Origin of the sequence: uncultured Polaribacter sp. (assembly GCF_947495205.1) — a bacterium.
Classification (GTDB): Bacteria; Bacteroidota; Bacteroidia; order Flavobacteriales; family Flavobacteriaceae; genus Polaribacter.
The window spans coordinates 322231-349168 of sequence record NZ_CANLXV010000001.1; the positions used below are offsets into that span (position 1 = coordinate 322231).

Here is a 26938-nt window from a genome sequence, read left to right on the forward strand (position 1 = left end):
ATTTATCAGATGACAAAAGAAGCCATTATAACAAAATTAACCACTATTGTAAAACCTTATGTGCAAAATGAAGAAGGTTTTAAAAACTTATCTGAAGAAACCGATTTTATAAACGATTTAGAAATAAACTCTGCAAATTTGGTAGATATTATTTTAGATGTAGAGGATGCTTTTGCTATAGAAATAGATAATGAGTCTATGGAAAAAATGTTGTCTGTAAAAGCTACAGTTGCTATTATTCAAGAAAAAATAAATGCCTAAAATTGGTAACGATATTGTAGATTTAAAATTGGCTAAAACCCAAAGTAATTGGCAAAGACATGGTTTTATAGAAAAACAATTTACTGAAAAAGAACAACAAGAAATTTTAAATTCAGAAATTCCTTTTGAAAAAGTTTGGTTGTTTTGGTCTATGAAAGAAGCAGCTTACAAATGTTACACACAAGAGCAAGAAAAACGTTTTTTTGCACCGCAAAAATTTGAGTGTAGTTTACTTACTGATGCAAAGGGAACTGTGTTTTATAACAACCAAATATTTTATACACAATCTAAGTTTGATGCGCATTTTGTGCATACTGTTGCCAAAAATAAGAAAGCATTTTACATAAAGCCTAAAATTAATATGTACCAAGGTTTTGGTAGTGCAAATACTGTTGATGCAGAAATTGAAACAAAACTTGCAGCACTGTATAATTTACCCAAGAACAAAGTTGAAAAAAGAAAAACTAAAAACGGTGCGCCAAAGTTTTATTACCAAAATAAATTATTAACCAGTTCTTGTTCTATTACCCATCATGGAAAATATGGCGCTTTTGCATTTATGTTGTAGTTATGAGCATTAAAGAAATACTTTTTAAAGCGTGCGAAACTTTTGTAAATGAGCGTTTACAGAATGTAAAACAAACCATTAGTTCTAACCAAAAAGCATTGCAGTCTGAAACCAAAAGTTCTGCTGGAGACAAACACGAAACTGGGCGTGCTATGTTGCAATTAGAAATGGAAAAAGCAAGCCAGCAATTGGCAGGAATTGTAAACATGAAAACAACATTAACAAAGATTGATGTTTATAAAACGTCTAAAAAAGTTTGTTTAGGCAGCATTGTTAAAACAGCAAATATTAATTATTTTATAGCTATTTCTGCAGGAAAATTAAGGGTTTTAAATGAAGATTATTATGCTGTTTCTGTCTCTTCTCCTATTGGTAAGTTATTTTTAGGAAAAGAGGAAAGAGACACCGTTTCTTTTAACGGAAAGTATATAGAAATTGATGACATTTTTTAGGTTAAAAAAATAAATCGATGTGCATTTATAAAAGTTATGTAAAACACCTATAAAAGCACAACGAATTTTTAATAAATAATAAAGATTCTTAGATCGTAAAAATATTAGAAGCTAACATTAATTTAACACCTACAATTAATAGCAGTACTGCAAATGCCTTTTTTAATGTTGCGGCAGGTAATTTATGTGCAATTTTAGCTCCAATACGTGCGGTGAAAAAACTAGCTAAACTCACGCAAATAAAAGCATAAATATGCACAAAACCCAGAATACCATTAGGTAGTGATTCTTTTATATCAGCATTAATAAATTGACCAAAAAAAAGAAAACCAATAGCACCAGCACTAGCTATAGGTAAGCCACAGGCAGCCGATGTGCCTACTGCATTCTGAATTTTTAGTCCATAATTACTTAATAAGGGTACAGTTAATGTACCACCCCCAATACCAAAAATAGCAGAAACAAGACCAATAAAACCACCTAAGCCAGTTTGCCCAATTGGTGACGGTAGTTTGCTAAAGTCGTTTACTTCTAAAGCTTTATTTTTCATAAACAGCATTTTTAATCCTACTAAAAAAGCACCTATTCCAATGATTACTTGAAGTGAATTACCATTGATAAAAGATGTAATACCAGCACCAATTAAAGAGCCGGCTACCAACCCGGGCGCCATACGTTTCCATACACTCCAATTTACCGCTCCTCGACTATTATGGGCACGAAGCGAACTAATAGAAGTAACAATAATAGTAGCTAAAGATGTACCAATACCAATGTGTGTAAGTGCCGCTCCTGGAAGCCCTTGTTTTGTAAAAATGTAAATTAAAGCAGGTACAATTATCATACCGCCGCCAATTCCAAACAAGCCTGCAATTATGCCAGCAAAAGCACCAGCAACCAAGTAATAAAGAATAAATATATCCATTAATAAATTATTTTTATAGATTTTCGTTTCACTAAAAAAGTGAAACCTTTAATTGATTTGTAAATTAAGATTAAATAGCTAATTCTTTACGAATAATTTCTACGCCTTTGCTTAACGCATTTAATTTTCCTTGAGCTACGTTTCTAGACAAAGGAGCCATACCACAATTTGTAGAAGGGTAAAGGTTTTCTGGGTCTACAAATTTAAGAGCCTGTCTTAGGGTAGTAGCTACTTCCTCTGAAGTTTCTATGTTGTTAGTTGCCACATCAATAGCCCCTACCATTATTTTTTTACCTCTAATAAGTTCTATTAAATTAAACGGTACACAAGAGTTGTGGCATTCTAAAGACACAATATCTATATTAGATTTTTGAATTTTAGGAAAAATTTCTTCGTATTGTCTCCACTCTGTACCCAATGTTTTTTTCCAATCATTATTAGCTTTTATACCATAGCCGTAACAAATATGTATTGCAGTTTCGCAGTTTAAGCCTTCAATAGCTTTTTCCATTGCTGCCATTCCCCAATCGTTTACATCATTAAAAAAAACATTAAAAGCTGGCTCGTCAAACTGAATAATATCTACCCCTGCGTCTTGCAATTCTCTGGCTTCTTCGTTAAGAGCTTTTGCAAACTCCCATGCCAATTTTTCTCGGCTTTTATAATGGTTGTCGTGCAAAGTATCTACCATGGTCATGGGGCCAGGTAATGCCCATTTTATAGGTTTGTTAGTTTGTTTGCGTAAAAATTTAGCATCATCAACAAAAACAGCTTTTTTACGTGTAACTTGGTCTACAACAACAGGAACACTGGCGTCATAACGATCACGAATTTTTACAATTTTACGATTTTCAAAATCTACACCACTTAAATGCTCTATAAATGTTGTTACAAAATGTTGACGAGTTTGCTCGCCATCACTAATAATATCAATCCCAGCCAATTGTTGCTCTTGTAAAGCAATACGTAAAGCATCTTGTTTTCCTTCTAGCAATTCTTTTTTTTCTAATTTCCATGGAGACCAAAGTTTTTCTGGAGGTGCAAGCCAACTAGGTTTGGGTAAACTCCCAACTATAGAGGTTGGTAATAATTTTTTCATAATAATATAATTTTAATGTGTTACTAATTCAAGTGAGAAATTAGCAGACCACTGTTCTAGGATATTTTTGTAGGGTTTAATAAAATGATTTTCAGTATATTTACCTTGCTCTATTGCTAGTTGAGAGCGTTCTTCTCGGTTATATACAATTTTAGTTAAAGAATGATCTTGATTTTTTAAACTAGGTTTGTAGCATTGTCCTGCCACAGAATTGGAATTGTAAATTTCGGGTCTATAAATTTTTTGGAATGTTTCCATGGTGCTAATAGTGCTAATCAATTCAAGGTTTGTGTAGTCTGTTAGTAAATTACCAAAAAAATAAAACGCTAAGGGAGCAACACTATTAGGCGGCATAAAATAACGCACTTGTAAACCCATTTTTTTAAAATACTGCTCTGTTAAAGAAGATGTATCGGTTTGGTATTCATAGCCTAATACAGGGTGATGATTTCCTGTACGTTGATATGTTTTACTATTTGATACACTTAAACATATAACAGGTGGCTTGATAAAGTTGTTTTTGTAGGTGTTAGAATTTACAAAACACTTAAATATATTGCCATGTAATTCTCCAAAATTAGTTGGAATACTAAATGTACTTTTATGTTTGTTGTGTTCTAAAAGCAATACACTAAAATCGTAATCGCGTACGTAAGAAGAAAAATTATTACCAACAATACCCGCTATACGTTTATCTGTTTTATGATCGATTATAGTTGTTTTTAATATTTCAATGGATGGAAACGTTGTATTGCTATTATCTATATTTAAATCAACAGAAACAATTTCTAATTCTATAGAATACCGATCGTTATTAGGGTTGTCCCAATTTGCTAAACTGTTAAAACGATTGTTTATCATTTTAATAGTGTTTTGTAAGTTTTTTTTACGACTGCCTCCTCTTGCTAAATTTGCAAAGTTGGTAGTTGCTCGTGTATTGCTAGAGGGAATATAGTTTTCGTTAAAATAAATATGCTTTAGAGCAAATGTAAAATTGTTGCTAATGGTGTTTTGTAATGGGGCAATATTTTTCTTTTTACTTGTGTTAGAATCTTCTAATAAAGTTGCTTTCATATCATCTTAATTTACAGTTTTTAGTTCTGTAAAATTCATAATAAAAGATTAATTAATTAATTTTATATCTAAAATTAGATAATTTATCTATTTATTGTATTATTGTAGATTATTAATCTTTTAAAGCGTGTTAAAATGAATAAAACAGAAATATTTTCTATAAAAAACCTAGATTTAATAGACCTTAAATTACTTAGAATTCTTCAAAAAGATGCAAAATTGACTACTAAAGAGATAGCTGCACGAGTAAATTTATCTACTACACCTGTTTATGAAAGGATTAAACGGCTAGAAAAAGAAGGAGTGATAGAAAAATATACTGCTATTGTAAATGCTGAAAAAGTAGATAAAAACCTAACCGTATTTTGCAATATTACTTTAAAAGAGCATACCAAAGCAATAGGAAATAAGTTTGTACGAGATATAGTTGCGCTTAAAGAAGTGGTAGAGTGTTATAATATTTCTGGGGACTATGATTTTTTATTAAAAATTATGGTTCAGGATATGAAACATTATCAATCTTTTGTAATTAATGAGTTAGGTTCTGTAAAAAATATAGGAAGTGCGCATAGTACTTTTGTTATTGGAGTTATAAAACATAGTTATGCTGTGCCTGTATAAAAGTGATTTTTTTAGAAAAACAGAAAAAAGAATTGAAATTTTATGTTTAACTATCTTTTAAGAAACTCTAAATACACTTCTTTATTTTTTTTAATCTGAGAAGAATGGTTAAAAAAAATAGTATTACCATTAAAATTAGCTTCTAATAACCAACAAGTACCATTAAAATAAGAGTTTACAATAGAGGCTTTGTGTTTTGTGTTTTCTGTTAATTTAATTTGATGTGGATATAATAAAACGGTTTTGTTATGTATTAGAAGCTCGTTTACATCATCAAATAAAGTAGCTACATATTTTTCTTTTGGATGGTTGTAAATTTCTTTTGGTGCAGCATTTATTAAAATTTTGTTGTTTCTAATAATTAGCAATTTATCGGCAAAAGAAAGAGCATCATTTTTATCATGAGTGGCTACAATACAGGCAATATTTTTTTCTTTTAAATAGGCAAATAAACGTCTTCTAAGTGTATTTTTTTTAAAGTTATCTATTTGGCCAAAAGGTTCATCTAAAAGCAATAATTGGGGTTCTTTTGCCAAAGATCTGGCAATGGCAACACGTTGTTTTTGCCCGCCACTTAAATTTTTAACTTTTGTGTTTTCAAAAGCTTGCATTTCTATAACTTCTAAAAGTTCTTGTGTGCGTTTTTCGCTTTCTTCTGGATAAAAACGAGACAAATGTTTTTTAATGTTTTCTGAAACGGAAATGTAGGGCATTAAATCGAAATCTTGTGCTACGTATTTGAAGTGTTTAAAACCGGGAACTAAATTTTTTTTAGGTCCAAAAATTTGAGTGTTGTTCCAAAAAATTGTGCCTTCATTTAAATCGAATAAACCGTAAATAATTTTTAAAAGTGTAGATTTTCCACAACCACTTTCACCCATAATACACAAATGTTCGCCAGCATTTAATTGAAAGGAGAAGTTGTTTAAAACCGCTTTCTTTTTTTGATAATTAAAAGAAATGTTGTTTACTTTTAGCATGGTACAAAAATAAGCTTTCTTTTATTCCTTTTCTTTTTTCTATTGATGAAATATAGAAACAAAAAAATTGAGCTTTTTTATAATTTTTCTAAACTTTTTTACTTGTTGATTAAATTTTACAAGTTATTTTTAGATAGCAATCTCTTTTTTAAATAGCCGTATGTTTGCGTTAGCGATTGCAGCATTTGTTTGAACTCTTGCACTTTTTTGTGCAAAGTGAGTGCGAAAAGCGCGACCTTTAGGGAACGCCCAAATTAGTATAAAATTGATTATAAACTTAACTTTTAATTTTATTTTTTGATGGTTTTGGTAGTGTTTTAAAACCCATATTAAATAGTGTAAATCCAAAAATATCTGCATATTGTTCTATGGTTTTGGCAACTGGTGTGCCTGCTCCATGGCCTGCATTGGTTTCTATTCTTATTAAAACTGGGTTTTTGCCAGTTTGCTTTTCTTGCAGTTCTACCGCAAATTTAAAACTGTGTGCGGGCACAACTCTATCATCATGATCTGCAGTGGTTATTAAAGTTGCAGGATATTTTACGCCTTTTTTTACATTGTGTACTGGAGAATATCCTTTTAAATACGCAAACATTTCTGGGCTATCATTGGCAGTACCATAATCGTATGCCCAACCTGCGCCTGCTGTAAATGTGTGGTAACGCAACATGTCTAAAACCCCAACTGCTGGCAGCGCAACTTGCATTAAATCTGGTCTTTGCGTCATTGTTGCGCCAACTAAAAGCCCACCATTAGAGCCACCACGAATTGCCAAATAATTTGATGAGGTATAGTTTTTTTCTATTAAATATTCTGCGGCGGCAATAAAATCGTCAAAAACATTTTGTTTTTGCATTTTTGTACCAGCATTGTGCCATTTTTTACCATACTCGCCACCACCACGTAAATTTGGTACGGCATAAACCCCACCTTGTTCCATCCAAACGGCATTTGTAATGCTAAAACTTGGAGTTAAACTTACGTTGAAACCACCATAACCGTATAAAATTGTAGGATTTTTACCGTTTAAAATTATTCCTTTTTTATGTGTAATAATCATTGGTATTTTTGTGCCGTCTTTAGAAGTATAAAACACCTGTTTGCTGGTATAAAATTCTGGATTAAAAGTTATTTTTGGTTTCCAATAAGTTTTATAGGTACCGTTTTTGGGGTTAAATTTAAAAGAGGCACCAGGAGTGCTGTAATTTGTAAAAGAGAAATACAATTCTTGTGCGGTTGCTTTGCCACCAAAACCACTGGCAGAACCAACGCCTGGTAATTTAATTTCTCTAATGAATTGACCATTAAAATTGTATTGTAAAATTTTAGAAACAGCATCTACCATATAATTGGCAAAAAAATAACCAGCACCAGTATTTAAACTTAGTACATTTTCTGTTTCAGGAATAAAATCTTTCCAATTTTCTGGACTTGGATTTTTGGCATCTACAGTAACCACTTTTTTATTTGGTGCATTTAAATTGGTAACCAAATATAATTTGCTGCCGTTGTTTACTGCAACATACGTATCGCTTTTTACATGATTTACAATGGTAATTAATTTGCTATTTGGTTGTTCTAAATCTTTTAGAAACAATTTGTTACCAGAGGTTGAGATGGATGCAGATATTATTAAATAACGATTATCTTCTGTAACATTACCACCAACATACCTGTGTTTTTCTGAAGGTTTTTCTCCAAAAATTACCAAATCTTCTTTTTGTGAAGTGCCTAGTTTATGGTAATATAATTTATGTTGATCTGTTTTGGCAGATAATTTACTTCCTTTAGGTTTGTCATAAGAAGAGTAATAAAAACCTTCGTTTTTGTACCAAGAAATGCCAGAGAATTTTACGTCTACTAAAGTATCTTCTTTAATTTCTTTAGATGCAGCATCTATAATTATTATTTTTCTCCAGTCAGAACCACCTTCAGAAATTGAATAGGCTGCTGTTTTACCATTTTTAGAAAATTCTATAGATACTAAAGAAGTTGTGGCGTCTTTAGAAAAAGTGTTGGGATCTAAAAAAACTTCAGCAGTATCATCGCCTTTTTTACGGTACAATACATTTTGGTTTTGTAAGCCGTTATTTTTATAAAAATAAGTGTAATCGCCTTCTAAAAATGGAGTGCCTATTTTTTCGTAATTCCATAATTCTGACAAACGATTTTTAATTTCTTTTCGGTATGGAATTTTATTTAAATAACCGAAAGTTACTTCATTTTCTGCTTGAACCCAATTTTTTGTTTCTTCGCTTTTGTCGTCTTCTAACCATCTGTAATTATCGGTTACTTTAGTGCCAAAAAAGGTTTCTGTAACTGGTTTTTTTGTAGTTTTTGGATAGGTCAAATTTTGGTTGCTTTTTGTGGTTACTTCTTTACAAGATGCTAAAATAAGGCTGGTTAGTAAAAAAGGAATGAGTATTTGAGATTTCATAATCTAGGTGGCTTTGATACATTTCAAATTTAAAGATTTTAAAGTTTTATTTTTGGTATTTAACAGCTTTTAACCTTTAAAATTTTCTGTTGTTTGGCATTTGTAATGTAGGTTTTATAATTTCGACTACATTTGTGCATATTGTAGCATTTATTTTATATGCTAATAACCAAAGAATAAACTTACGTAAGTAAGTGTAAAAAGAAATTAAAAATCCAACTTTGTTGGAAGAAAAACAAGTATTATGGTAGAGCATTTAACCAAAGCAACTTTTCTAGAAAAGGTGTTTAATTTTGAAGAAAATAAAGAATGGAAGTTTGAAGGAAAACGACCAGCATTAGTAGATTTTTATGCAGATTGGTGTGGCCCGTGTAAAATGTTAGCACCTGTTTTAGAGCAATTATCTAAAGAATATGAAGGTAAAATAGATATTTATAAAATAGATACAGAAGCAGAGCAAGAGTTGTCTGCAGCGTTTGGTATTAGAAGTATACCAAGCATGTTGTTTTGCCCTGCAGAAGGCGAGCCACAAATGGCAAATGGAGCTTTACCAAAAGCAGATTTAGAACGTGTAATTGCAGAAGTTTTAAAGATAGCGAAATAGGTAATAAAAAAACAGGTCTGTATAAAATTTTTACAGACCTGTTAAAAAATAATTAACTCAATTTAAACTCTTTATTTTACTAATCTGAATTCTATTCTTCTGTTTTGATCATGTTCTATTTTGCCGCATGAATTACATGGAGTACATGTATTTAAAGGAGAGTTTTCTCCTTTTCCGATTGCTTGTAATTGACTGCTTGAAACGCCTCTTTCTATCAAGTAATTTCTAATAGATAATGCTCTTTTTTCTGATAATATTTGATTTGAAGAAAAATTACCTAAACAATCTGTATAACCATAGATTATAAACTTTTTATCTTTATTACTGTTTAAAGTTTTAGCAGCTTCATTTAATTGGTTAAAATATTCAGGTTTTATAATTGCCTTATTTGTATCAAAATTAATACCCTCTAAATTAAAATTAAGATCATCTAGTATATTTTTAATATTGTCTCTAAATGCTGTAACAACTTTATTTAATTTGTTGTAATATTTAGGTTTTATACTAGCGTTACTTTTTTCTGTAACTAGCTCTTCTAATATATTGTTTATAATTTTTTCTGTGTTCATCATTTCTGGGCAGCCACCATTTTCTTTTTTTCCTTTTATGGTTGGGCATTTATCCATTGCATCTAAGACACCGTCTTTATCTTGGTCTAAAGTACCTTTGTTTAACGCTACATTAGCTACAGAATCTAAACTTTTTGTGGTTGTAGTATTTGTAAGCTTAAGGTCTGCCAAAGCATTTTTTAATTTATAATCAAGAGGATCTGACCAAACTAATTTTTCTTTTTTTCCAAAATGATAGGTGATTCCAATAGTTGTAGTGAGTAATTGCTCTTGCGCATTTGCATGTTTTGTAGACTCCACTCCATCAAACATATCTCTACCTGATAATAAAAAATTTGCCCTTGCAGAAATATCAAATTTATCATTTAATTTACGAGACAGAATAGCTCCACCTTGCACATATATACTTCTCCAAGGCGCATCATTTTTAAACTCTGTTGTTCTATTTGTAACGGTATTTGTAACTTTAGATGTAAAATCCATTATTCCTATACCTGCATATGCATAGGCATTCCATTTTCTTTCTCCAATTAAATCTCCGCGTCTAAAAACAGAGTTAAGGTTTAACATTCCGTTAAAGGAAAGACCTAAATAGGTAGTATTTCCACTTGTATTTGGAGTTGCATTAGTTTGGCGTGTTTTTCCAAACTGTAGTAAAGTTTCCACACCAAATCCATGATTAAACCATTTGGTTGCTCCTATTTCACCAGCTACACCAAATTTAAAGGCAGCTTCATCTGTTCTTAGATCTCCAGTGTATATAGAACTCGGTCCCAAATACCCACTTAATGACCATGAGTCATAATTACTTTCTCCATTAACATACTTGCTGTTCTTTTCTTGTGAATTAGCTATTCCAGTTATACTAAAAAAGCAGATTGCATAAAATATTTTTCTTTTCATAGTTAAATTTTGTAAAAAATTATAAAGCAAAATTATTATTTTAAATTAACTAAGGTTTGAGGAAAAACACCCTTTTTTTAGCGGAAAATAACTGAAGATTAAAAGGTGTAGTTTGAATTCAATTAGATGTAAAAAGCTATTTTACCTTGAAAAAGCAGCAAAATAATTTGATATAAATTTTATACATAAGAAACTAATGTATAAGAAAATTATGTATATTTGGATTCACATTGTCATTTCGAACAAAGTGAAACTAACTGTTACTATAAATCAATAGATTGCTTCGTGACTCGCAATGACAATTACACGTTTACACGGTTATACAATTACACATTCATAAAATGGGAAATCAGAAATTATACAAAGGCTCTTTACAAACCATTATTTTAAAGTTATTAGAAAGTAACGATAAAATGTACGGTTATGAAATTACGCAAAAAGTAAAAGCTTTAACCAAAGGCGAATTAAACATTACAGAAGGTGCTTTGTACCCAGCATTACACAAATTAGAGGCAGATGGTTTGTTAGATGTAGAGGTTGCAAAAGTGGGAAACAGATTGCGTAAATATTACAAATTAACCGAAAACGGAACCAAAGAAACTGCCAACAAGTTGGAAGAAATGCAAGAGTTTTTAAGAACTATGCAACATTTGGTAAATCCTAAATTTAGTTTGGAGTAATATAAATGGCTATGGAATTAACAAAACAACAAATACAAAAAGTGGCACACTATTTAAAGTCTAAAAATTTGGAATATGTAGACTTACAACCAGAAGTTTTAGACCACATTGTTACAGAAATTGAAGAAAAAATGGAAGTAGAAAAAGTAACTTTTCACAATGCTTTTGCAACTTCTAAACAAAAATGGAATCCTCAATTACAAGAAACTACAAGCATGTTTTTTGGCTTTGGTTTTTCTGCTCCAAAAATTGTAATACAAAAAGCTAAAAAAGGATATTTAAAGTGCTATTTAGGTTTGTTACTTTCTTATTTTGTGCCATTTCTATGGTTAACTAGTAACAATTTTATAATTAAAAACCCTTCAGAAAACAATTATTTTATATTAGTAAAAGCAGTAGTTTTTTTATGTTTTGCAAGTTTTTTGTTTATGCTTTTTACCAAGAAACAACAGAAAACAACTTATGGATTTATTTTAAAAGCACAAAGTTTTAATTTATTTGTAGGTTTAATTCTTTGTATAGATTTTATGACAAGAATCTCTGAGTTAAATGGAATTGATATAGGTATGCTTTGTTCTTTTTTATTTTCTACTTTCAGTTATTTTAATTTTTACAAAAAGCATAAAACAGTATTAAAAAAACATCAAATTTCATAAGCATGAAACTAACCCAAAACCACATACAAGAACTCTATAAATTCACCAGAAAACATTATGTAGAATATTATGATGTACAAACGGAATTGGTAGATCATTTGGCAAATGATATTGAAAAAATTTGGGAAGAATATCCCAATTTATCATTTGAAGATGCTAGAGATAAATCGTTTAAAAAGTTTGGCGTTTTTGGGTTTATGAATGTTGTAGACACCAAGAAAGTTCAAATGAATAAAAAATACTTTAAAATTATTTTAAAGTTTGCAAAAGAGTGGTTTCGTTTGCCAAAAATCATACTCACTTTTGGGTTGTTTTTTGGGTTTTATCAATTGCAAAAAATAAGTAATGCTTATGAAGTGCATATTGCTGTGTTATTTGGTGTTTTTATTACTCAATTAATTGTTTTTTCTATCAACATAAAAAAACAGAAGAAACATAATATAAAAACAAATAAAAAGTGGCTTTTAGATAGTATTATAAAAACACAAGGTTTTGGTAGTGGAGGTTTAATTGCATTTTACACTGTTCAATTTATTTTGCCAAAATCACCTGTAGGGTTTTATCAAATGGACGATTTTAGAAGCTTTCTAATTGCTTTTGTCATGTCTTTTCTTATAATTATCAGTTACATATCTTGTGTTGTTATCCCAAAAAAAGCAACCCAATTGTTAGAAGAAACCTATCCAGAATATAAATTGGTTTAAATTTTTTATTGATGAAATTATCAGAAATACAAATAGACAACTTATACAAATTCACTAGAAAACATTATGTATATCATTATGATGTACAAACAGAATTGGTAGATCATTTGGCAAATGATATTGAACAAATTTGGCAAGAACACCCTAATTTATCTTTTGAAGATGCTAGAGATAAATCTTTTAAAAAGTTTGGTATTTTTGGTTTTATGGATGTGATTGAAGCCAAACAAAAACAAATGAACAAACGCTATACAAAAATAATGTGGCGCTTTTTTAGTGAGTGGTTTACAATGCCAAAATTAATGACCACCTTGGCTATTTTTATGAGTTTATTTTTAGTCTTGAAAATTACATTTTCAGAATATATTTTGCTTGCTTTCTTGCTAATTTTAATAACTTTTGATATCATCAAACAAATAAAGGCAAAGAAAAAACACAAGCAAAAAGAACAGAAAAAAGAAAAAATATTTCTTTTAGAAGCAATGATTGGCGCTACAAGACAAAATTTTGTAGGATTAACTTTTGTGAATTTTTTTAATTTTATTCATCTTACTAAGGTTAGTTTTTCTGGTTTAGCAGATCATTGGTTAATTTTAATATCATTTTCATCAACTATAATTATATTGCTATTTTATGTAACCAGTTATTTAATGCCTCAAAAAGCAGAAGAATTGCTGCAAGAAACCTATCCAGAATATAAAATTGTAAAAAATTTGTAACAAATACGTTCGCTAGACAACTAATTATCAACTAAACAAACCAACTACTTATGATTTCACATTTTTTAAATCTAGAATGGAAACAATATTTTAGATCTGCACATTGGCAAAAAAGTATTGGAATAAAAATAGTAATGGTGCTTTTTGCCCTTTATTTTATTGTTTGCTTTGTGGCTATTGGTGCCTTTGGGTATTACATTTTAAAGAAAAAAATGCCAGAAACAGATCCTTTAGTTCTGGTAAATTCTTTTATATTATATGCTTTTTTGGGCGATTTAATTTTTAGATATCTCATGCAAAAATTGCCAGTGATGAATATTAAGCCTTTGCTAATTTTACCCATCAGAAAAAGTAAATTGGTGCATTATGTGTTGGCAAAATCGTCTGTTTCTTTCTTTAATATTTTAGGGTTGTTTTTTTACATTCCTTTTACGGTGGTTTTAATTAAAGAAGGTTACAATACTGTTGGCGTTTTGGGTTGGTTGTTTGCTATTATTTTATTAATTCAGTCTGTAAATTTTTTAAATTTTTTAATCAATAAAAACAACATTGCTTTAGGGGTTTTAGTTGCAACTTTATTAAGCTTAATTGGTTTGCAAAAGTTTAATATTTATAATGTTACAGCTTTTGGCGGTAAAATTTTTGATGCCATTTATGCCAATCCTGTTTATGCATTATTAGGCATAATTTTAGTAGCCGTATTGTATCAATTAAATTACAAACAATTAAGAAGTTTGGTGTATTTAGATGAAGCTGTTTCAGAAAAAGTAGTAGAAGCAAATGCTGCAGATTTATCTTTTGCAGATAAGTTAGGTGATGTTGCGCCTTTTATAAAAAACGATATTCGTTTAATTTGGCGAAACAAAAGAACAAAAACGGTATTTTTAATGTCGTTTCTATTTTTATTCTATGGTTTAATCTTTTTTACACAACAAACTTACAGAGAAATGCCAGCAATGTTAATGTTTGCTTCGTTGTTTGTAACGGGTGGTTTTGCATTAAATTACGGGCAGTTTATTCCTGCTTGGGACAGTGCACATTATAAAATGCTAATGAGTCAGAGTTTTAAATATCGTAAATTTTTAGACTCTAAATGGATTTTAATGGTAGTTGTAACTGCTGCCATGTACATGTTAAGTATTCCCTATTTATATTTTGGTGTAGATATATTTTTAATGATTACTGCAGGCGCAATTTTTAATATTGGTTTCAACTCTTTATTTTTATTATTTTCAGGTTCCTTCAACAGAAAAAAAATAGATTTAAACAAAAGCGGTTTTGGCAACACACAAGGCACAAGTGCAACGCAGTTTATTATTATAATTCCGTTAATGCTGTTTCCAATGTTGGTTTTTTGGTTAACAGACAAGTTTTTGGGCGGTTATTGGGGTTTTATTGTGGTAGCTGCTATAGGTGTTCTTAGTTTGCTTTGTAAAAAGTATGTCATGAATTTTATAGAGCAAAAGTACATAGAAAACAAATATGTAATGATTAACGCTTTTGGGAAAGAAGCATAACGCATCAACTAAAAAATAAATTATGATTACTGTAGAAAATATATCAAAAAAATACGGAAAAGCAGAGGTTTTAAATGTAGCATCTGTAACCATACCAACAGGACAAAGTTTTGGTTTGGTTGGCAATAATGGTGCAGGAAAAACCACTCTATTTAATATACTTTTAGATTTAATTAGGCCTACAACAGGTAAAATAACCAATAACAAAATTGTAGTAAATGAAAGTGAAGATTGGAAAAATTTTACTGGTTCTTTTATAGATGAATCTTTTTTGATTAGTTATTTAACGCCAGAAGAATATTTTGATTTTGTGGGCGATTTACGTGGAATGAGTAAAGTTGCTGTAAAAAAATTTATTGCACAATTTGATGAGTTTTTTAACGATGAAATTGTTGGAAAAAAGAAATATTTGAGAGATTTAAGCAAAGGAAATCAGAAAAAAGCAGGCATTGTTGCTGCAATGATGGGAAATCCTGAAGTGGTTATTTTAGATGAACCTTTTGCAAATTTAGACCCAACAACCCAAATTCGTTTAAAACAAATTATAAAAACTCTTACAGAAAACAGAGCAGTTACCGTTTTAATTTCTAGTCATGATTTAACACACGTAACCGAAGTTTGCGAACGAATTGTAGTTTTAGATAAAGGTGCTGTGGTAAAAGACATAGAAACATCACCAGAAACTTTAAAAGAATTAGAAAGTTATTTTGCTTTGTAAAAATTAGGTTTATTTTTTTGGTTGATGAGATTGTATCTTTTTATTATTGAGATTTCTCTACAAGGTTGAAATTACTGGACATTTTTCATTTTTAGTGAAACGCAGTGGAATCGAAAAATCGATACAATTCCTTTTAATCCAAAAACCTTTCTACAAGTTTTAAGTTTCAGAAGAAACGTTTTTCTAAACCTCTGTAAAGTCTGTCAGTTCTAGTGATTTCGATTTTTGGGCAGAATTGTATCGAGAACTTATTTTTCATCAATATAAAAAAGGAATTATACGTTATTTCTTTAAATGAAAAAGGTTTTTAAGGCTATTTACATTACAATAAACATCTTTTTTAGCACAAAATTACAACTAGAAAATTCACAATTTTTCACTTCAATTTAAAGTATTCTTATTTTATTCCTATTTTTACATCTTAGTTTATACTATTTTCAACAATAAATAGGTAAACTTAAGCGTTTTTTCAATTTATGAAACACATTAAAAAAATACTTCTTTTTGCACTGCTTTTTGGAGCAATCTATGCTTGTAGTACCAAAAAAGATACAGTTACTAGCAGAAATTATCATGCTATGACAAGTCATTTTAACATTTTGTTTAATGGTGAAGTTGCTTTTGAAGCCGGTTTACAAGGCATTAGAGATAGCTATAAAGATGATTGGTTTAAGCAATTGGTTATAGAGCCTATAGCGTTTGATGATCGTAAAATTGTGTTATCTAAAGGTAATGGTGGTGGTCTTGGAGCAGGTTTTGGCAAACCAGCAAACCAAGAAGAAACCCAAAAAGCAAGCACACCTTTTGATAAAGCCGAAGAAAAAGCTGTAAAAGCTATACAAAAACACGGCATGAATATAGACGGTTTAGAAAGAAATAGCCAAATAGATAATGCGTATTTATTATTGGGTAAAGCCAGATATTATTCGCAACGTTTTGTACCTGCAATAGAAGCTTTTAATTATGTAATTGCCAATTACCCAGATGCAGATTTAATTGCAGAAACCAAAATTTGGCGTGCAAAAGCAAATATTAGGTTAAGTAATGAAGAGTTTGCTATAGAAACCATGAATTTGTTATTAAAAGTAACAGATACTTTAGAAAGTGCTTTTCCTGATATTATTCAAGAAAAAGGCCATACAACTTTAGCAATGGCTTACATGCAAAGTGATAGTTTACAGAAAGTAAAAAAACATTTAAAATTAGCTACAAGAACGCAAAAAAATAAATCGCAAGCTGCAAGAAATATGTTTGTTTTGGGGCAAATTTATGCTAAAGAAAATAAAAAAGATTCTGCGGCAATGGTGTTTCAAAGACTTAGTAATTTTAAAAAAGCGCCTTACAAATATAAAATTCATGCTACTATAGAATTGGCAAAAAATTCTCCTAATGATTCTGTTTCTGCAATTGTTTTAAAACGCTTAAGAAAATTAATTAAGCAAAGAGAAAACAGGCCTTATTTAGATGAATTGTATTACCAAGTTGGTGCAATTCATCAAAATTACGACAGTATAAAACTTGCAAAACAATTTTATAACAATTCTTTAAGAGCGCAAAATGGCACAGATAAACAAAAAAGCTACACCTATGAAAAACTAGGTAATTTATATTTTAAAGAAGCGGCTTACCAATTGGCTAGCAGTTATTATGATAGTGTATTGGCATTTTCTGCAGACACTTTAGATTTGCGCGTTAGACGTGTAAAAAGAAAGTTTAAAAACTTAGCTTCTTTAATTAAGTTTGAAGATGTAGTGGCAACTAATGATAGTATTTTAAAAATAGCAGCATTACCTAAAGAAGCACAAGAAACGTTTTTTCAAGAGTATATAAACAAAATAAAAAAGGCAGATGAAGAAGCTGCGCAGTTAAAATTAAATCAATTGGCTTTTGGTGGCGCTACAAATTCTTTACAATCTGCAAGTAGAGGCAAATGGTATTTTTACAACAACCAAACCTTAAGTTTTGGTAAAACAGAATTTCAAAGAGTTTGGGGTAAACGTAAATTAGAAGACAATTGGCGTTGGTCTTCTAGTGCAACAATTGGTATTGCAACACAAGACTCTGTAGCAGTTGCCACAAAAGACGTTAGGTATGATTTGGAAACTTATTTGGCTAAAATACCTACAGCAAAAGAAACTTTAGACACCTTAAAAATTAATAGAAATAAGGCACTATATGAGTTGGGTTTAATTTATAAAGAACAATTTAAAAACCCAGATTTAGCAATTAAAAGATTTAAAAGAGTACAAGGTTTAAATCCGCATAAAGACCTTGTTTTACCTATAAACTGGCATTTATATCAAATTTACACAAATTTAAAATCTGCAGAAGCGTTACCTTATAAAAACAAAATATTAACAGATTATCCAGAAACTATTTTTGCGAAGATTATAAAAAACCCAAATAAAAAAATAGAAGAAGATAAAGATGTGAGTGCATTAGAAAAGCAATACAAAGAATTATACTATTTATACAAAAAAGGAAAATTTAAACAAGTTTTATTTGAAACAAATGATTTGTTAGAAAATTTAGGAGAATCAAAATTAAAAGCAAAATTTGAGTTACTTAAAGCCTACGCTATTGGTAAATATTTAGACTCTAAAACCTACAAAGAGGCGTTAGAATTTGTTGCCGTAAACTATGGAAATACAGAAGAAGGGAGAAAAGCAAAAGAAATTATAACCCAATTAAACAAATAGCATGTTTGGTACTAAAGACAAAAAACAAGAGAAATCTAAAAATAGAGTTATGGAAAGAAACGTAATTGCAAAAAAATCTACTTTTACAGGAGATGTAAGTTCTGAAGGAGATTTTAGAATAGATGGTGTTTTAGAAGGTACTTTAAAAACAAAAGGTAGAGTTATAATTGGTGCAGAAGGCATTATTAAAGGTAATGTAGAAGCAGAAAATGCAGATATTGAAGGCAAGTTTTCAGGGCAATTACTTGTAAGCAATATGTTAACCATAAAAAATACAGCACATATTTCTGGAGATGTTGTAATTGGTAAATTATCTATAGAACCTGGAGCAACTTTTAATGCAACATGTGCTATGAAAGGCGCTTTAAAAGAGTTGAATGCTACAAATGAAACAAAAAAACGAAAAGACAAAACCGCTTAATAAAGCTATTGCACTTTCTGGCGCAGGCTTGCAAATGGGGTTAACTATTTACGCAGGTTTTTACATAGGAAACTGGTTAGATGCAAAGTTTACAACTAAATTTTTAACAGTAACTTTTACTTTAATAGCTGTTGTATTGTCTACTTATTTACTAATAAAACAAGCCAATAGAATTAATGATTAAAAAGATATTTGTTATTGTTTCTGTTTTTTTAGTTTTAGGCTTTTTAGGCTATCAAGTACATTCTTATATTTTTACTCAAATACATAAAGAACCAGCTTTTTCACTTTTAAAATTATATAAATTTAATACAGGTTTTTCGCTCTTAGTTTGTATAAACATAGTGTTGCTTAGTAATGTTAATAAAATTGCAGAACAACTGGGTTTTATTTATTTGGGAGCTTTATTGCTTAAAATCTTATTATTTGTAGCAACCTTTTATGTATCAATAATTAAGAAAGATATTTTACAGACGGTAGATAAAATTTCTATGTTAATTACCGTCTTTGTTTTTTTATCAACAGAATTGTTTTTTGTGATAAAATTGATAAATCAAAAACAATCTATTTAATTTTGAAAAAATCGTTTGTACTTTTGAATTATTCCGTACCTTTGCGCCGAATTTAGAAAGCGTACTTTTATAATGAATATTGCACAAAAAACAACCAAATTTCTTACAATCGCAGTAATAGCGTTGTTTACAACTGTTAATTTTGCCTTAAATTCTAATGAAAACAATCAAGGTAAAGAAGATGGCGGCCAAGTAAACACAAAGACAGAAATTAGTGCTTACATAAAGCATCACCTTGCAGATTCGCATGACTTTTCTTTGTTTTCTTACACTTCTAGTGAAGGAGAAAGAAAACATTTTGGTTTTCCATTACCTGTAATTGTTTGGACAAGTAAAGGTTTGGTAACTTTTATGTCTTCAGCTTTTCATCATAATGATGATGGTCATGTAATTGTAGAAAAAGGAGGATTAAAATTTGCTAAAATTCATTCTAAAATTTACGAGTTAGACGGTAATGCTACAAACGTAGCTTTTGATGAAACACACCATGCAACCAATGCACACAAAGTATTAGATTTTTCTATAACAAAAAGTGTAGTAGGTATTTTATTTGCAGGATTGTTAATCTTTTTAGGTTTTTCTAAATTAGCAAGACAATATAAAGCTAGAAGTATACCAAAAGGCTTAGGTCGTTTGTTAGAGCCTTTGGTAATTTATGTTAGAGATGAAATTGCAAGGCCAAATATTGGAGAAAAAAAATATAAAAAGTTTATGAGCTTTTTGTTAACAGTGTTTTTCTTTATTTGGATATTAAATTTGTTAGGATTAACCCCGTTAGGATTTAATGTTACTGGGCAAATAGCTGTAACGGCTTGTTTAGCTATTATTACAATGGTAATATATATAACAAATGGTAGTAAAGATTTTTGGGCACATACATTATGGATGCCAGGTGTACCTGTAATATTAAGACCAATTTTAGCAGTTATAGAATTAGTTGGTTTTATAGTTATTAAACCATTTTCATTGCTAGTACGTTTATTTGCTAACATTACAGCAGGTCACTTTGTAGTAATGAGTTTAATTGCGCTAATGGTAACTATGAAAGAGGCCTTTGGTCCTGTTGCCTCTACAGGTATGTCTTTAGTATTGTCTCTGTTTATTTCAGTAATAGAAATTTTAGTAGCATTTTTACAAGCGTTTATTTTTACGATGTTATCATCGTTATTTATAGGAATGGCTGTTGAAGAGCATGAGCATCATTAAAAAACTTGAATTAAATTTCAAGAGTAAAATTAGAATTTGTTTAATTAATATTTATAAAAATCAATTAGTATGGTAATTCCAAATTTAGTAGGAGCAGGATTAATCGTTATCGGTGGTGGTATTGGATTAGGTCAAATCGGTGGAAAAGCAATGGAAAGTATTGCTCGTCAACCAGAAGCGGCTGGAAAAATACAAACTGCAATGATTATCATTGGAGCTTTATTAGAAGGTTTAGCATTTGGTGCTTTAATCTTAGGAGCATAATCCAAGAAATTAAATGGAAAAATACACTCTGTAACGGTTGGTTTCAGAGTGTGTTTTAAAATTAAACAAACAAAAACAAAATAATTAGTTTATAGAATGGAAACTTTATTAAACGATTTTTCTCCAGGGTTGTTTTTTATGCAGCTTATAATTTTGGTAATATTAATAGTATTACTAGGTAAATTTGCTTGGAAACCAATTTTAGCTTCACTAGAAGAAAGAGAAACAGGTATAGAAGATGCATTAAAATCTGCAGAAAATGCACGTAAAGAAATGCAAAACTTAACTGCAGATAATGAAAGGTTAGCAAAAGAGGCAAGAGCAGAACGTGAAGCAATGATGAAAGAAGCTAGAGAAATTAGAGATAACATGATTGCAGAAGCTAAAGAAGATGCAAAAGAAGTTACTGCTAATTTAATAGAAAAAGCTCAGGCATCTATTGCACAAGAAAAGCAAGCTGCTTTAGCAGAAATTAAAAAGAATGTTGCAGATTTATCTATTGGTATAGCAGAATCTGTAATTAAAAAAGAGTTATCTAATAAGAAAGACCAGCTAGATTTAGTAGAAGGTATCTTAAAAGATGTTACTTTAAACTAAAGATATAATGAAAGACGCAAGAGCAGCATTACGTTACGCCAAAGCAATTTTAAATCTTGCAACAGATTCTAATGCAGAGTCTGCTGTAAATGATGATATGTCTTTAATTAAAAATACCCTTGCAGAAACTAGTGAATTGGCTGTTTTATTAAAAAGCCCAATAGTAAAAGCATCAGATAAAATGAAGGTTTTAAAAGCCTTATTTGATGGGAAGGTAAATAACATTACTTTAGGTTTATTTCATTTATTAGAAGATAATAAAAGAGTGGCAATGTTAGACAGTGTTGCAAAACAATACGCTGTTGTTTTTGACCATTTAAAACATACACAAGTAGCAAAAGTTACTACAGCAGTGCCTTTAACGCCAGAAGTAGAAGCGCAGGTTTTAAATAAAATTGTAGCGTTAACAGGCGAAAAAGCAAATTTAGAAAATGTTATAAATCCAGATATTTTAGGCGGATTTATTTTACGTGTTGGAGATGTGCAGTATGATGCGAGTATCTCTAATTATTTAAACGAATTGAAAAAGGAATTTGACAACAGTCATTTCATTCCAAAAATATAATAAAAGTAGCCTTTGGCCTTTAGCAATTTGCTATTTGCCAAAAGCCAAAAGCTAATAGTAAATAGATATGGCAAGTATTAAACCAGCTGAAGTATCAGCAATTTTAAAGCAACAGTTAACAAATTTCGAAGCAAAAGCAACTTTAAATGAAGTTGGTACCGTCTTACAAGTAGGAGATGGTATTGCTCGTGTTTATGGTCTTTCTAACGTACAATACGGAGAATTAGTAGAATTCGAAAACGGTTTAGAAGGTATTGTATTAAACTTAGAAGAAGACAATGCAGGTGTTGTATTATTAGGAGCATCTACCTCTGTTAAAGAAGGTTCTACTGTAAAACGTACAGAAAGAATTGCATCTTTAAGAGCAGGAGAAGGTATTGTAGGTAGAGTTGTAGATACATTAGGTAACCCAATAGATGGTAAAGGACCAATTACTGGAGAAACTTACCAAATGCCATTAGAAAGAAGAGCACCTGGTGTAATTTATAGAGAGCCTGTAACAGAACCGTTACAAACAGGTATTAAATCTATTGATGCAATGATTCCTGTAGGTAGAGGTCAGCGTGAGTTGATTATTGGAGACCGTCAAACAGGTAAATCTACAGTTGCTATTGATACTATTTTAAATCAAAAAGAATTTTTTGACGCTGGTGAGCCAGTATTTTGTATTTACGTTGCAGTAGGTCAAAAAGCATCTACAGTTGCAGCAATTGCAAACATGTTAGAAGAAAAAGGAGCGTTAGCTTACACTACAATTGTAGCAGCAAATGCATCTGACCCTGCAGCAATGCAGGTGTATGCACCATTTGCAGGAGCAGCAATTGGAGAATACTTTAGAGATACAGGTAGACCAGCATTAATTATTTATGATGATTTATCTAAACAAGCCGTAGCTTACCGTGAAATTTCTTTATTATTAAGAAGACCACCAGGACGTGAGGCGTATCCAGGAGATGTATTTTATTTACACTCAAGATTATTAGAAAGAGCTGCAAAAGTTATTAATGATGATAAAATTGCAAGTGAAATGAACGATTTACCAGATTCTTTAAAAAGTATCGTAAAAGGTGGAGGTTCTTTAACTGCATTACCAATTATTGAAACACAAGCGGGAGATGTATCTGCATACATTCCAACAAATGTAATTTCTATTACAGACGGACAGATTTTCTTAGACGGAGATTTATTTAACTCTGGTGTACGTCCAGCAATTAACGTAGGTATTTCTGTATCTCGTGTTGGTGGTAATGCACAAATTAAGTCTATGAAAAAAGTATCTGGTACTTTAAAATTAGATCAAGCACAGTTTAGAGAATTAGAAGCATTTGCTAAATTTGGTTCAGATTTAGATGCAGCAACAATGAGTGTAATTTCTAAAGGACAACGTAATGTTGAAATTTTAAAGCAAGCTCAAAACGATCCTTTCGCAGTAGAAGATCAAGTTGCAATTATTTATGCAGGTTCTAAGAATTTATTAAAAGATGTACCTGTTGCAGACGTTAAGAAATTTGAAAAAGATTACATAGATTATTTAAATGCAAAGCATAGAGATACTTTAGATGTATTAAAATCTGGTAAATTAACACCAGAAGCAACAGGTGTTTTAGAAGCAGCAGCAGCAGAAATAACAAAGCATTTTGCATAAAAATAGACGTTAGTTTAGAGCTTTTAGACAGAAGTACTAAAAACTAAAGACTAATAACTAACAACTAAAATATGGCAAACTTAAAAGAAATACGTAATAGAATTACTTCTATAAAATCAACAATGCAGATTACATCTGCCATGAAAATGGTATCTGCTGCAAAGTTGAAAAAAGCACAAGATGCAATTACGGCTATGCGTCCCTATTCATCTAAACTAACAGAGTTGTTGCAAAATTTAAGCGCAACTTTAGATAGTGAAGTGGGTGGAGTATATTCTACAGAAAGAGAAGTTTCTAAGGTTTTATTGGTAGTAGTAACCTCTAACAGAGGTTTGTGTGGTGGTTTTAATTCTTCTATAATTAAAGAAGTAATAAAAACAGTAAACGCAAAATATAGCAATGCTCAGGTAGCTTTGTTTGGTATTGGTAAAAAAGGTGCAGATGTTTTGTCTAAGCAATATAACGTTAGCGATACAAGAAATGACATATTTGATGATTTAACTTTTGATAATGTGGCTTTAATAGCAGAAAAGTTAATGGGCTTATATGCAGATGGTACTTATGATAAAATTGAATTGGTGTACAATCAATTTAAAAATGCAGCAACACAAATACCACAAGTAGAACAATTTTTACCAATTAAACCAATTGAAGGTGGAAATGCAGATGCAGTAAATTCTGATTACATTTTTGAACCGTCAAAATTAGAAATTGTAGAAGCTCTTATACCAAAATCTCTAAAAACACAATTATACAAAGGAATTAGAGATAGTTTTGCCTCTGAACACGGAGCACGTATGACTGCAATGCATAAAGCAACAGACAACGCAACAGAACTAAGAGATTCTTTATTGTTAACCTATAATAAAGCAAGACAAGCAGCAATTACTAATGAAATTTTAGAAATTGTTGGTGGTGCAGAGGCATTGAATAATTAAACGTAGTGTAAGCGAAGTTAAATTATAAAAAAAGCGACAGTTTTAAATAACTAGCAATACTTTTATAAAATTTTATAAAGAGCTTATCAGAAATGATAAGCTCTTTTTTTGTCTTAATTTTATAAAAAACGAAACCTTTTAATTTTTAAATCGTTTTTAAGAGTAGAACCAAACAAATAAATGTCTAAAGAACTACATTTTTTAATTCTTAAGAGTAAAAAAGGAAACCAGAAAGCTCAGTTAAAGCTTTATGAGCTGTTTTGCGAAGCTATGTTTTTTATTGCCTATATATATATACTTAAAAAATGAAGAAGAGGCAAAAGACGCTATGCAAGATGCTTTTTTAAAGGCATTTTTAAGTATAGATTCTTACAAAGATGATACAAGCTTTGGTTCTTGGCTAAAAAGGATTGTAATTCATACGTGTATAGATCAATTAAAAAAGAAACATTTAGAAACAGTTTCCTTAGAAAATTACCCTTTAGAAATTATGGAAGATTAGAATAATAAAATTATAAACGATTGTAACAGTAAAATATTTACCTATAATTTAAGTAATACTTTTAATCAGTTTAATTTAAAAACAGATTATACTAAATTGTTTTTTACAACATAAAAAAGAAGGTTTTTCTATGAGTTTTCCAGTTTTAAGAAGGCTTTACAAATGAATCATTTAAAAACAACTTTTGGTGTTTCTAAAAATAAAAAAAGATATAATATTTTAGATAAAAAAATAAAAGAAGGGACAATTAGCGAAGGTAATATTGCCATAGGATTAACTAACGGGATATTAGATTTGGAAGAATAAAAAAATAACTCTTTGAAAAACTATCGTTAAGGATAAAGTGAGTTTTAATTCATTTAATCAGAACTTAAACTAAGTTAACTATTTTTTTGAGAATGTCAAGTTCATTAAAACTAAAAACCCAACTTTTAAAAGTTGAATTTTATAAATTAAATACGATCTAAATGCTCTTAAAGATCAAACTTAATACCTTGAGCAAGCGGTAATTCATTAGAATAATTTATGGTATTGGTTTGTCTTCTCATGTATACTTTCCAAGCATCAGAACCAGATTCTCTGCCACCACCAGTTTCTTTTTCGCCACCAAAAGCACCACCAATTTCTGCGCCAGAAGTACCAATATTTACGTTTGCAATTCCACAATCAGATCCTGCATAAGACAAGAATTTTTCAGCTTCTTTTAATTCATTCGTCATAATTGCTGATGACAAACCTTGTGCAACGCCGTTTTGTTTTTCGATAGCATTTTCGACTTCACCAGCATATTTCATGAGATATAAAATTGGTGCAAACGTTTCATGTTGTACAATTTCAAAATGATTTTCTGCTTCAATAATTGCAGGTTTTACGTAACAACCAGAATTGTAATCTTTTCCAACTAAAACATCACCTTCAACTAAAACAGTGCCACCTTCTGCTTTTGCTTTTTCAATGGCAGCTAAATACTTATGTACAGCAGCTTTATCAATTAAAGGCCCAACATGATTGTTTTCATCTAAAGGGTTTCCTATTTTTATTTGTTTGTATGCGCCAACTATTGCATCGCGTACTTTGTTATAAACAGATTCGTGAATTATTAATCTTCTCGTAGATGTACAACGTTGCCCACAAGTACCAACAGCGCCAAAAACAGCACCAGGAACTACTACTTTTAAATCTGCAGTTGGTGTAATTATAATGGCATTATTACCACCCAATTCTAATAAAGTTTTTCCAAAACGTTCAGCAACTTTTGCGCCCACAATTCTTCCCATTCTTGTTGAGCCTGTTGCAGAAACTAGTGGAATTCTAGTATCTGAAGTTATCATTTCACCTACTTTAAAATCACCATTTATAATGCAAGAAATTCCTTCAGGCAAGTTGTTTTCCTTTAAAATTGATGCCATAATGTTTTGACAAGCCACGGAACATAAAGGTGTTTTTTCAGAAGGTTTCCATATACAAACATCTCCACAAATCCACGCTAAAGCTGTGTTCCAAGCCCAAACAGCAACAGGAAAATTAAATGCAGAAATAATACCAACAATACCAATTGGGTGCCATTGTTCTCTCATTACATGACTTGGCCTTTCAGACGGAATGGTTTGTCCATTTAATTGGCGAGATAAACCTACAGCAAAATCGCAGATATCTATCATTTCTTGTACTTCACCCAAGCCTTCTTGCAAAGATTTTCCCATTTCATAAGAAACCAATTTACCTAAAGGTTCTTTTAAATCTCGTAATTTATTACCAAATTGTCTTACAATTTCACCTCTTTGTGGTGCTGGTTTATTACGCCAAACTAAAAAAGCATCGGTTGCAGCTACTACTACTTTTTCGTAATCTTCTTTTGTTGTTGTTTTTACTTTACCTATTAATTTACCATCAACAGGCGAGTAACTTTCTATAATTTCGCCATTGGAAAAGTTATGCAAACCAGTTGCTGTGCCGTTGTTTATATCTTGCAAACCTAAAGTTTGTAACGCCTGTTTTATTCCAAAATCTTTCATTTTGTAAAGCTATTTTAAATGTATAAA

General features: G+C 30.5%; 30 protein-coding genes. 23 read left to right on the forward strand and 7 right to left on the reverse strand.

The features are described from left to right. Positions 1–9 precede the first annotated feature (9 nt). The 3 genes from Q0762_RS01490 to Q0762_RS01500 are packed head-to-tail and all read left to right on the forward strand — an operon-like array spanning position 10 to position 1281. The gene (locus Q0762_RS01490) at positions 10–261 is read left to right on the forward strand and encodes a phosphopantetheine-binding protein (RefSeq protein WP_298762937.1); all 252 of its coding nucleotides are present in this window, start codon (positions 10–12) and stop codon (positions 259–261) included. Continuing rightward, on the forward strand, positions 254–829 hold the full coding sequence (locus Q0762_RS01495; protein WP_298762938.1) for a 4'-phosphopantetheinyl transferase superfamily protein: 576 nt from the start codon (positions 254–256) through the stop codon (positions 827–829). The genes Q0762_RS01490 and Q0762_RS01495 overlap by 8 nt, the downstream gene beginning before the upstream one ends. A gap of 2 nt (positions 830–831) precedes the next feature. Next, on the forward strand, positions 832–1281 hold the full coding sequence (locus Q0762_RS01500) for a 3-oxoacyl-ACP synthase (protein WP_298762940.1): 450 nt from the start codon (positions 832–834) through the stop codon (positions 1279–1281). A gap of 88 nt (positions 1282–1369) precedes the next feature. Here Q0762_RS01500 and Q0762_RS01505 read toward each other — a convergent pair whose 3' ends face one another. The 3 genes from Q0762_RS01505 to Q0762_RS01515 all read right to left on the reverse strand — a co-directional run bounded on the left by Q0762_RS01505 (position 1370) and on the right by Q0762_RS01515 (position 4379). Continuing rightward, positions 1370–2206: a sulfite exporter TauE/SafE family protein gene (locus Q0762_RS01505; RefSeq protein WP_298762942.1), complete on the reverse strand. Its 837-nt coding sequence runs from the start codon at positions 2204–2206 to the stop codon at positions 1370–1372. 70 nt (positions 2207–2276) lie between these two features. Continuing rightward, positions 2277–3305, reverse strand: coding sequence for a methionine synthase (locus Q0762_RS01510; protein ID WP_298762945.1), 1029 nt, complete (start codon positions 3303–3305; stop codon positions 2277–2279). A 12-nt stretch (positions 3306–3317) separates the two neighbouring features. After that, on the reverse strand, positions 3318–4379 hold the full coding sequence (locus Q0762_RS01515) for a DUF1852 domain-containing protein (RefSeq protein WP_298762948.1): 1062 nt from the start codon (positions 4377–4379) through the stop codon (positions 3318–3320). 135 nt (positions 4380–4514) lie between these two features. On the opposite strand from Q0762_RS01515, the gene Q0762_RS01520 reads away from it, so the two are divergent. Next, the gene (locus Q0762_RS01520; protein ID WP_298762950.1) at positions 4515–5000 is read left to right on the forward strand and encodes an Lrp/AsnC family transcriptional regulator; all 486 of its coding nucleotides are present in this window, start codon (positions 4515–4517) and stop codon (positions 4998–5000) included. A gap of 50 nt (positions 5001–5050) precedes the next feature. On the opposite strand, the gene Q0762_RS01525 is transcribed toward Q0762_RS01520, so the two are convergent. Next, positions 5051–5980 (reverse strand): ABC transporter ATP-binding protein, encoded by a 930-nt coding sequence (locus Q0762_RS01525; RefSeq protein WP_298762954.1) that lies wholly within the window; start codon positions 5978–5980, stop codon positions 5051–5053. Between the two features lie 277 nt (positions 5981–6257). After that, a complete protein-coding gene (locus Q0762_RS01530) occupies positions 6258–8417 on the reverse strand; it encodes a prolyl oligopeptidase family serine peptidase (protein ID WP_298762957.1) in 2160 nt (719 codons plus the stop codon). A 244-nt stretch (positions 8418–8661) separates the two neighbouring features. On the opposite strand from Q0762_RS01530, the gene trxA reads away from it, so the two are divergent. After that, on the forward strand, positions 8662–9021 hold the full coding sequence (trxA, locus tag Q0762_RS01535) for a thioredoxin (RefSeq protein WP_298762959.1): 360 nt from the start codon (positions 8662–8664) through the stop codon (positions 9019–9021). Between the two features lie 71 nt (positions 9022–9092). Here trxA and Q0762_RS01540 read toward each other — a convergent pair whose 3' ends face one another. Then, positions 9093–10493: an OmpA family protein gene (locus Q0762_RS01540; protein WP_298762960.1), complete on the reverse strand. Its 1401-nt coding sequence runs from the start codon at positions 10491–10493 to the stop codon at positions 9093–9095. Between the two features lie 341 nt (positions 10494–10834). On the opposite strand from Q0762_RS01540, the gene Q0762_RS01545 reads away from it, so the two are divergent. The 18 genes from Q0762_RS01545 (at position 10835) to Q0762_RS01630 (ending at position 25202) form a co-directional block, all read left to right on the forward strand. Beyond that, positions 10835–11173 (forward strand): PadR family transcriptional regulator, encoded by a 339-nt coding sequence (locus Q0762_RS01545; protein ID WP_298762962.1) that lies wholly within the window; start codon positions 10835–10837, stop codon positions 11171–11173. Positions 11174–11184: 11 nt separating this feature from the next. Next, positions 11185–11829, forward strand: a complete 645-nt coding sequence (locus Q0762_RS01550) for a hypothetical protein (RefSeq protein ID WP_298762963.1) — start codon at positions 11185–11187, stop codon at positions 11827–11829. A 2-nt stretch (positions 11830–11831) separates the two neighbouring features. Next, positions 11832–12533 carry a hypothetical protein gene (locus Q0762_RS01555; RefSeq protein ID WP_298762966.1) on the forward strand — a complete coding sequence of 234 codons (702 nt, stop codon included), beginning with the start codon at positions 11832–11834 and terminating at the stop codon, positions 12531–12533. Between the two features lie 11 nt (positions 12534–12544). Continuing rightward, the gene (locus Q0762_RS01560; RefSeq protein ID WP_298762967.1) at positions 12545–13252 is read left to right on the forward strand and encodes a hypothetical protein; all 708 of its coding nucleotides are present in this window, start codon (positions 12545–12547) and stop codon (positions 13250–13252) included. A 50-nt stretch (positions 13253–13302) separates the two neighbouring features. Further along, positions 13303–14769 carry a DUF5687 family protein gene (locus Q0762_RS01565; RefSeq protein WP_298762970.1) on the forward strand — a complete coding sequence of 489 codons (1467 nt, stop codon included), beginning with the start codon at positions 13303–13305 and terminating at the stop codon, positions 14767–14769. A 22-nt stretch (positions 14770–14791) separates the two neighbouring features. Further along, positions 14792–15487, forward strand: coding sequence for an ABC transporter ATP-binding protein (locus Q0762_RS01570; RefSeq protein WP_298762972.1), 696 nt, complete (start codon positions 14792–14794; stop codon positions 15485–15487). 476 nt (positions 15488–15963) lie between these two features. After that, positions 15964–18186 carry a tetratricopeptide repeat protein gene (locus Q0762_RS01575; protein WP_298762973.1) on the forward strand — a complete coding sequence of 741 codons (2223 nt, stop codon included), beginning with the start codon at positions 15964–15966 and terminating at the stop codon, positions 18184–18186. A 49-nt stretch (positions 18187–18235) separates the two neighbouring features. After that, a complete protein-coding gene (locus Q0762_RS01580) occupies positions 18236–18607 on the forward strand; it encodes a polymer-forming cytoskeletal protein (RefSeq protein ID WP_298762975.1) in 372 nt (123 codons plus the stop codon). Further along, positions 18573–18791 carry an AtpZ/AtpI family protein gene (locus Q0762_RS01585; RefSeq protein WP_298762977.1) on the forward strand — a complete coding sequence of 73 codons (219 nt, stop codon included), beginning with the start codon at positions 18573–18575 and terminating at the stop codon, positions 18789–18791. Before Q0762_RS01580 ends, Q0762_RS01585 begins: the two co-directional genes overlap by 35 nt. Continuing rightward, positions 18784–19179, forward strand: a complete 396-nt coding sequence (locus Q0762_RS01590; protein ID WP_298762980.1) for a DUF6168 family protein — start codon at positions 18784–18786, stop codon at positions 19177–19179. Before Q0762_RS01585 ends, Q0762_RS01590 begins: the two co-directional genes overlap by 8 nt. A gap of 72 nt (positions 19180–19251) precedes the next feature. Beyond that, positions 19252–20385: a F0F1 ATP synthase subunit A gene (gene atpB, locus Q0762_RS01595; protein WP_298762983.1), complete on the forward strand. Its 1134-nt coding sequence runs from the start codon at positions 19252–19254 to the stop codon at positions 20383–20385. Between the two features lie 69 nt (positions 20386–20454). Further along, a complete protein-coding gene (atpE, locus tag Q0762_RS01600) occupies positions 20455–20649 on the forward strand; it encodes an ATP synthase F0 subunit C (protein ID WP_298762986.1) in 195 nt (64 codons plus the stop codon). Positions 20650–20745: 96 nt separating this feature from the next. Further along, positions 20746–21246 (forward strand): F0F1 ATP synthase subunit B, encoded by a 501-nt coding sequence (locus tag Q0762_RS01605; protein ID WP_298762988.1) that lies wholly within the window; start codon positions 20746–20748, stop codon positions 21244–21246. 7 nt (positions 21247–21253) lie between these two features. Further along, positions 21254–21811 (forward strand): ATP synthase F1 subunit delta, encoded by a 558-nt coding sequence (gene atpH, locus Q0762_RS01610; protein ID WP_298762991.1) that lies wholly within the window; start codon positions 21254–21256, stop codon positions 21809–21811. Between the two features lie 67 nt (positions 21812–21878). Beyond that, entirely contained in the window at positions 21879–23456 is a 1578-nt protein-coding gene (gene atpA / locus Q0762_RS01615; RefSeq protein WP_298762994.1) for a F0F1 ATP synthase subunit alpha, read from the forward strand. 71 nt (positions 23457–23527) lie between these two features. After that, positions 23528–24394: an ATP synthase F1 subunit gamma gene (gene atpG / locus Q0762_RS01620; protein WP_298762997.1), complete on the forward strand. Its 867-nt coding sequence runs from the start codon at positions 23528–23530 to the stop codon at positions 24392–24394. A 280-nt stretch (positions 24395–24674) separates the two neighbouring features. Then, positions 24675–24896, forward strand: coding sequence for an RNA polymerase sigma factor (locus tag Q0762_RS01625; RefSeq protein WP_298762999.1), 222 nt, complete (start codon positions 24675–24677; stop codon positions 24894–24896). A gap of 162 nt (positions 24897–25058) precedes the next feature. Next, positions 25059–25202: a hypothetical protein gene (locus tag Q0762_RS01630; protein ID WP_298763000.1), complete on the forward strand. Its 144-nt coding sequence runs from the start codon at positions 25059–25061 to the stop codon at positions 25200–25202. Positions 25203–25369: 167 nt separating this feature from the next. On the opposite strand, the gene Q0762_RS01635 is transcribed toward Q0762_RS01630, so the two are convergent. Then, on the reverse strand, positions 25370–26911 hold the full coding sequence (locus Q0762_RS01635; RefSeq protein ID WP_298763002.1) for an aldehyde dehydrogenase family protein: 1542 nt from the start codon (positions 26909–26911) through the stop codon (positions 25370–25372). Positions 26912–26938 lie beyond the last annotated feature (27 nt).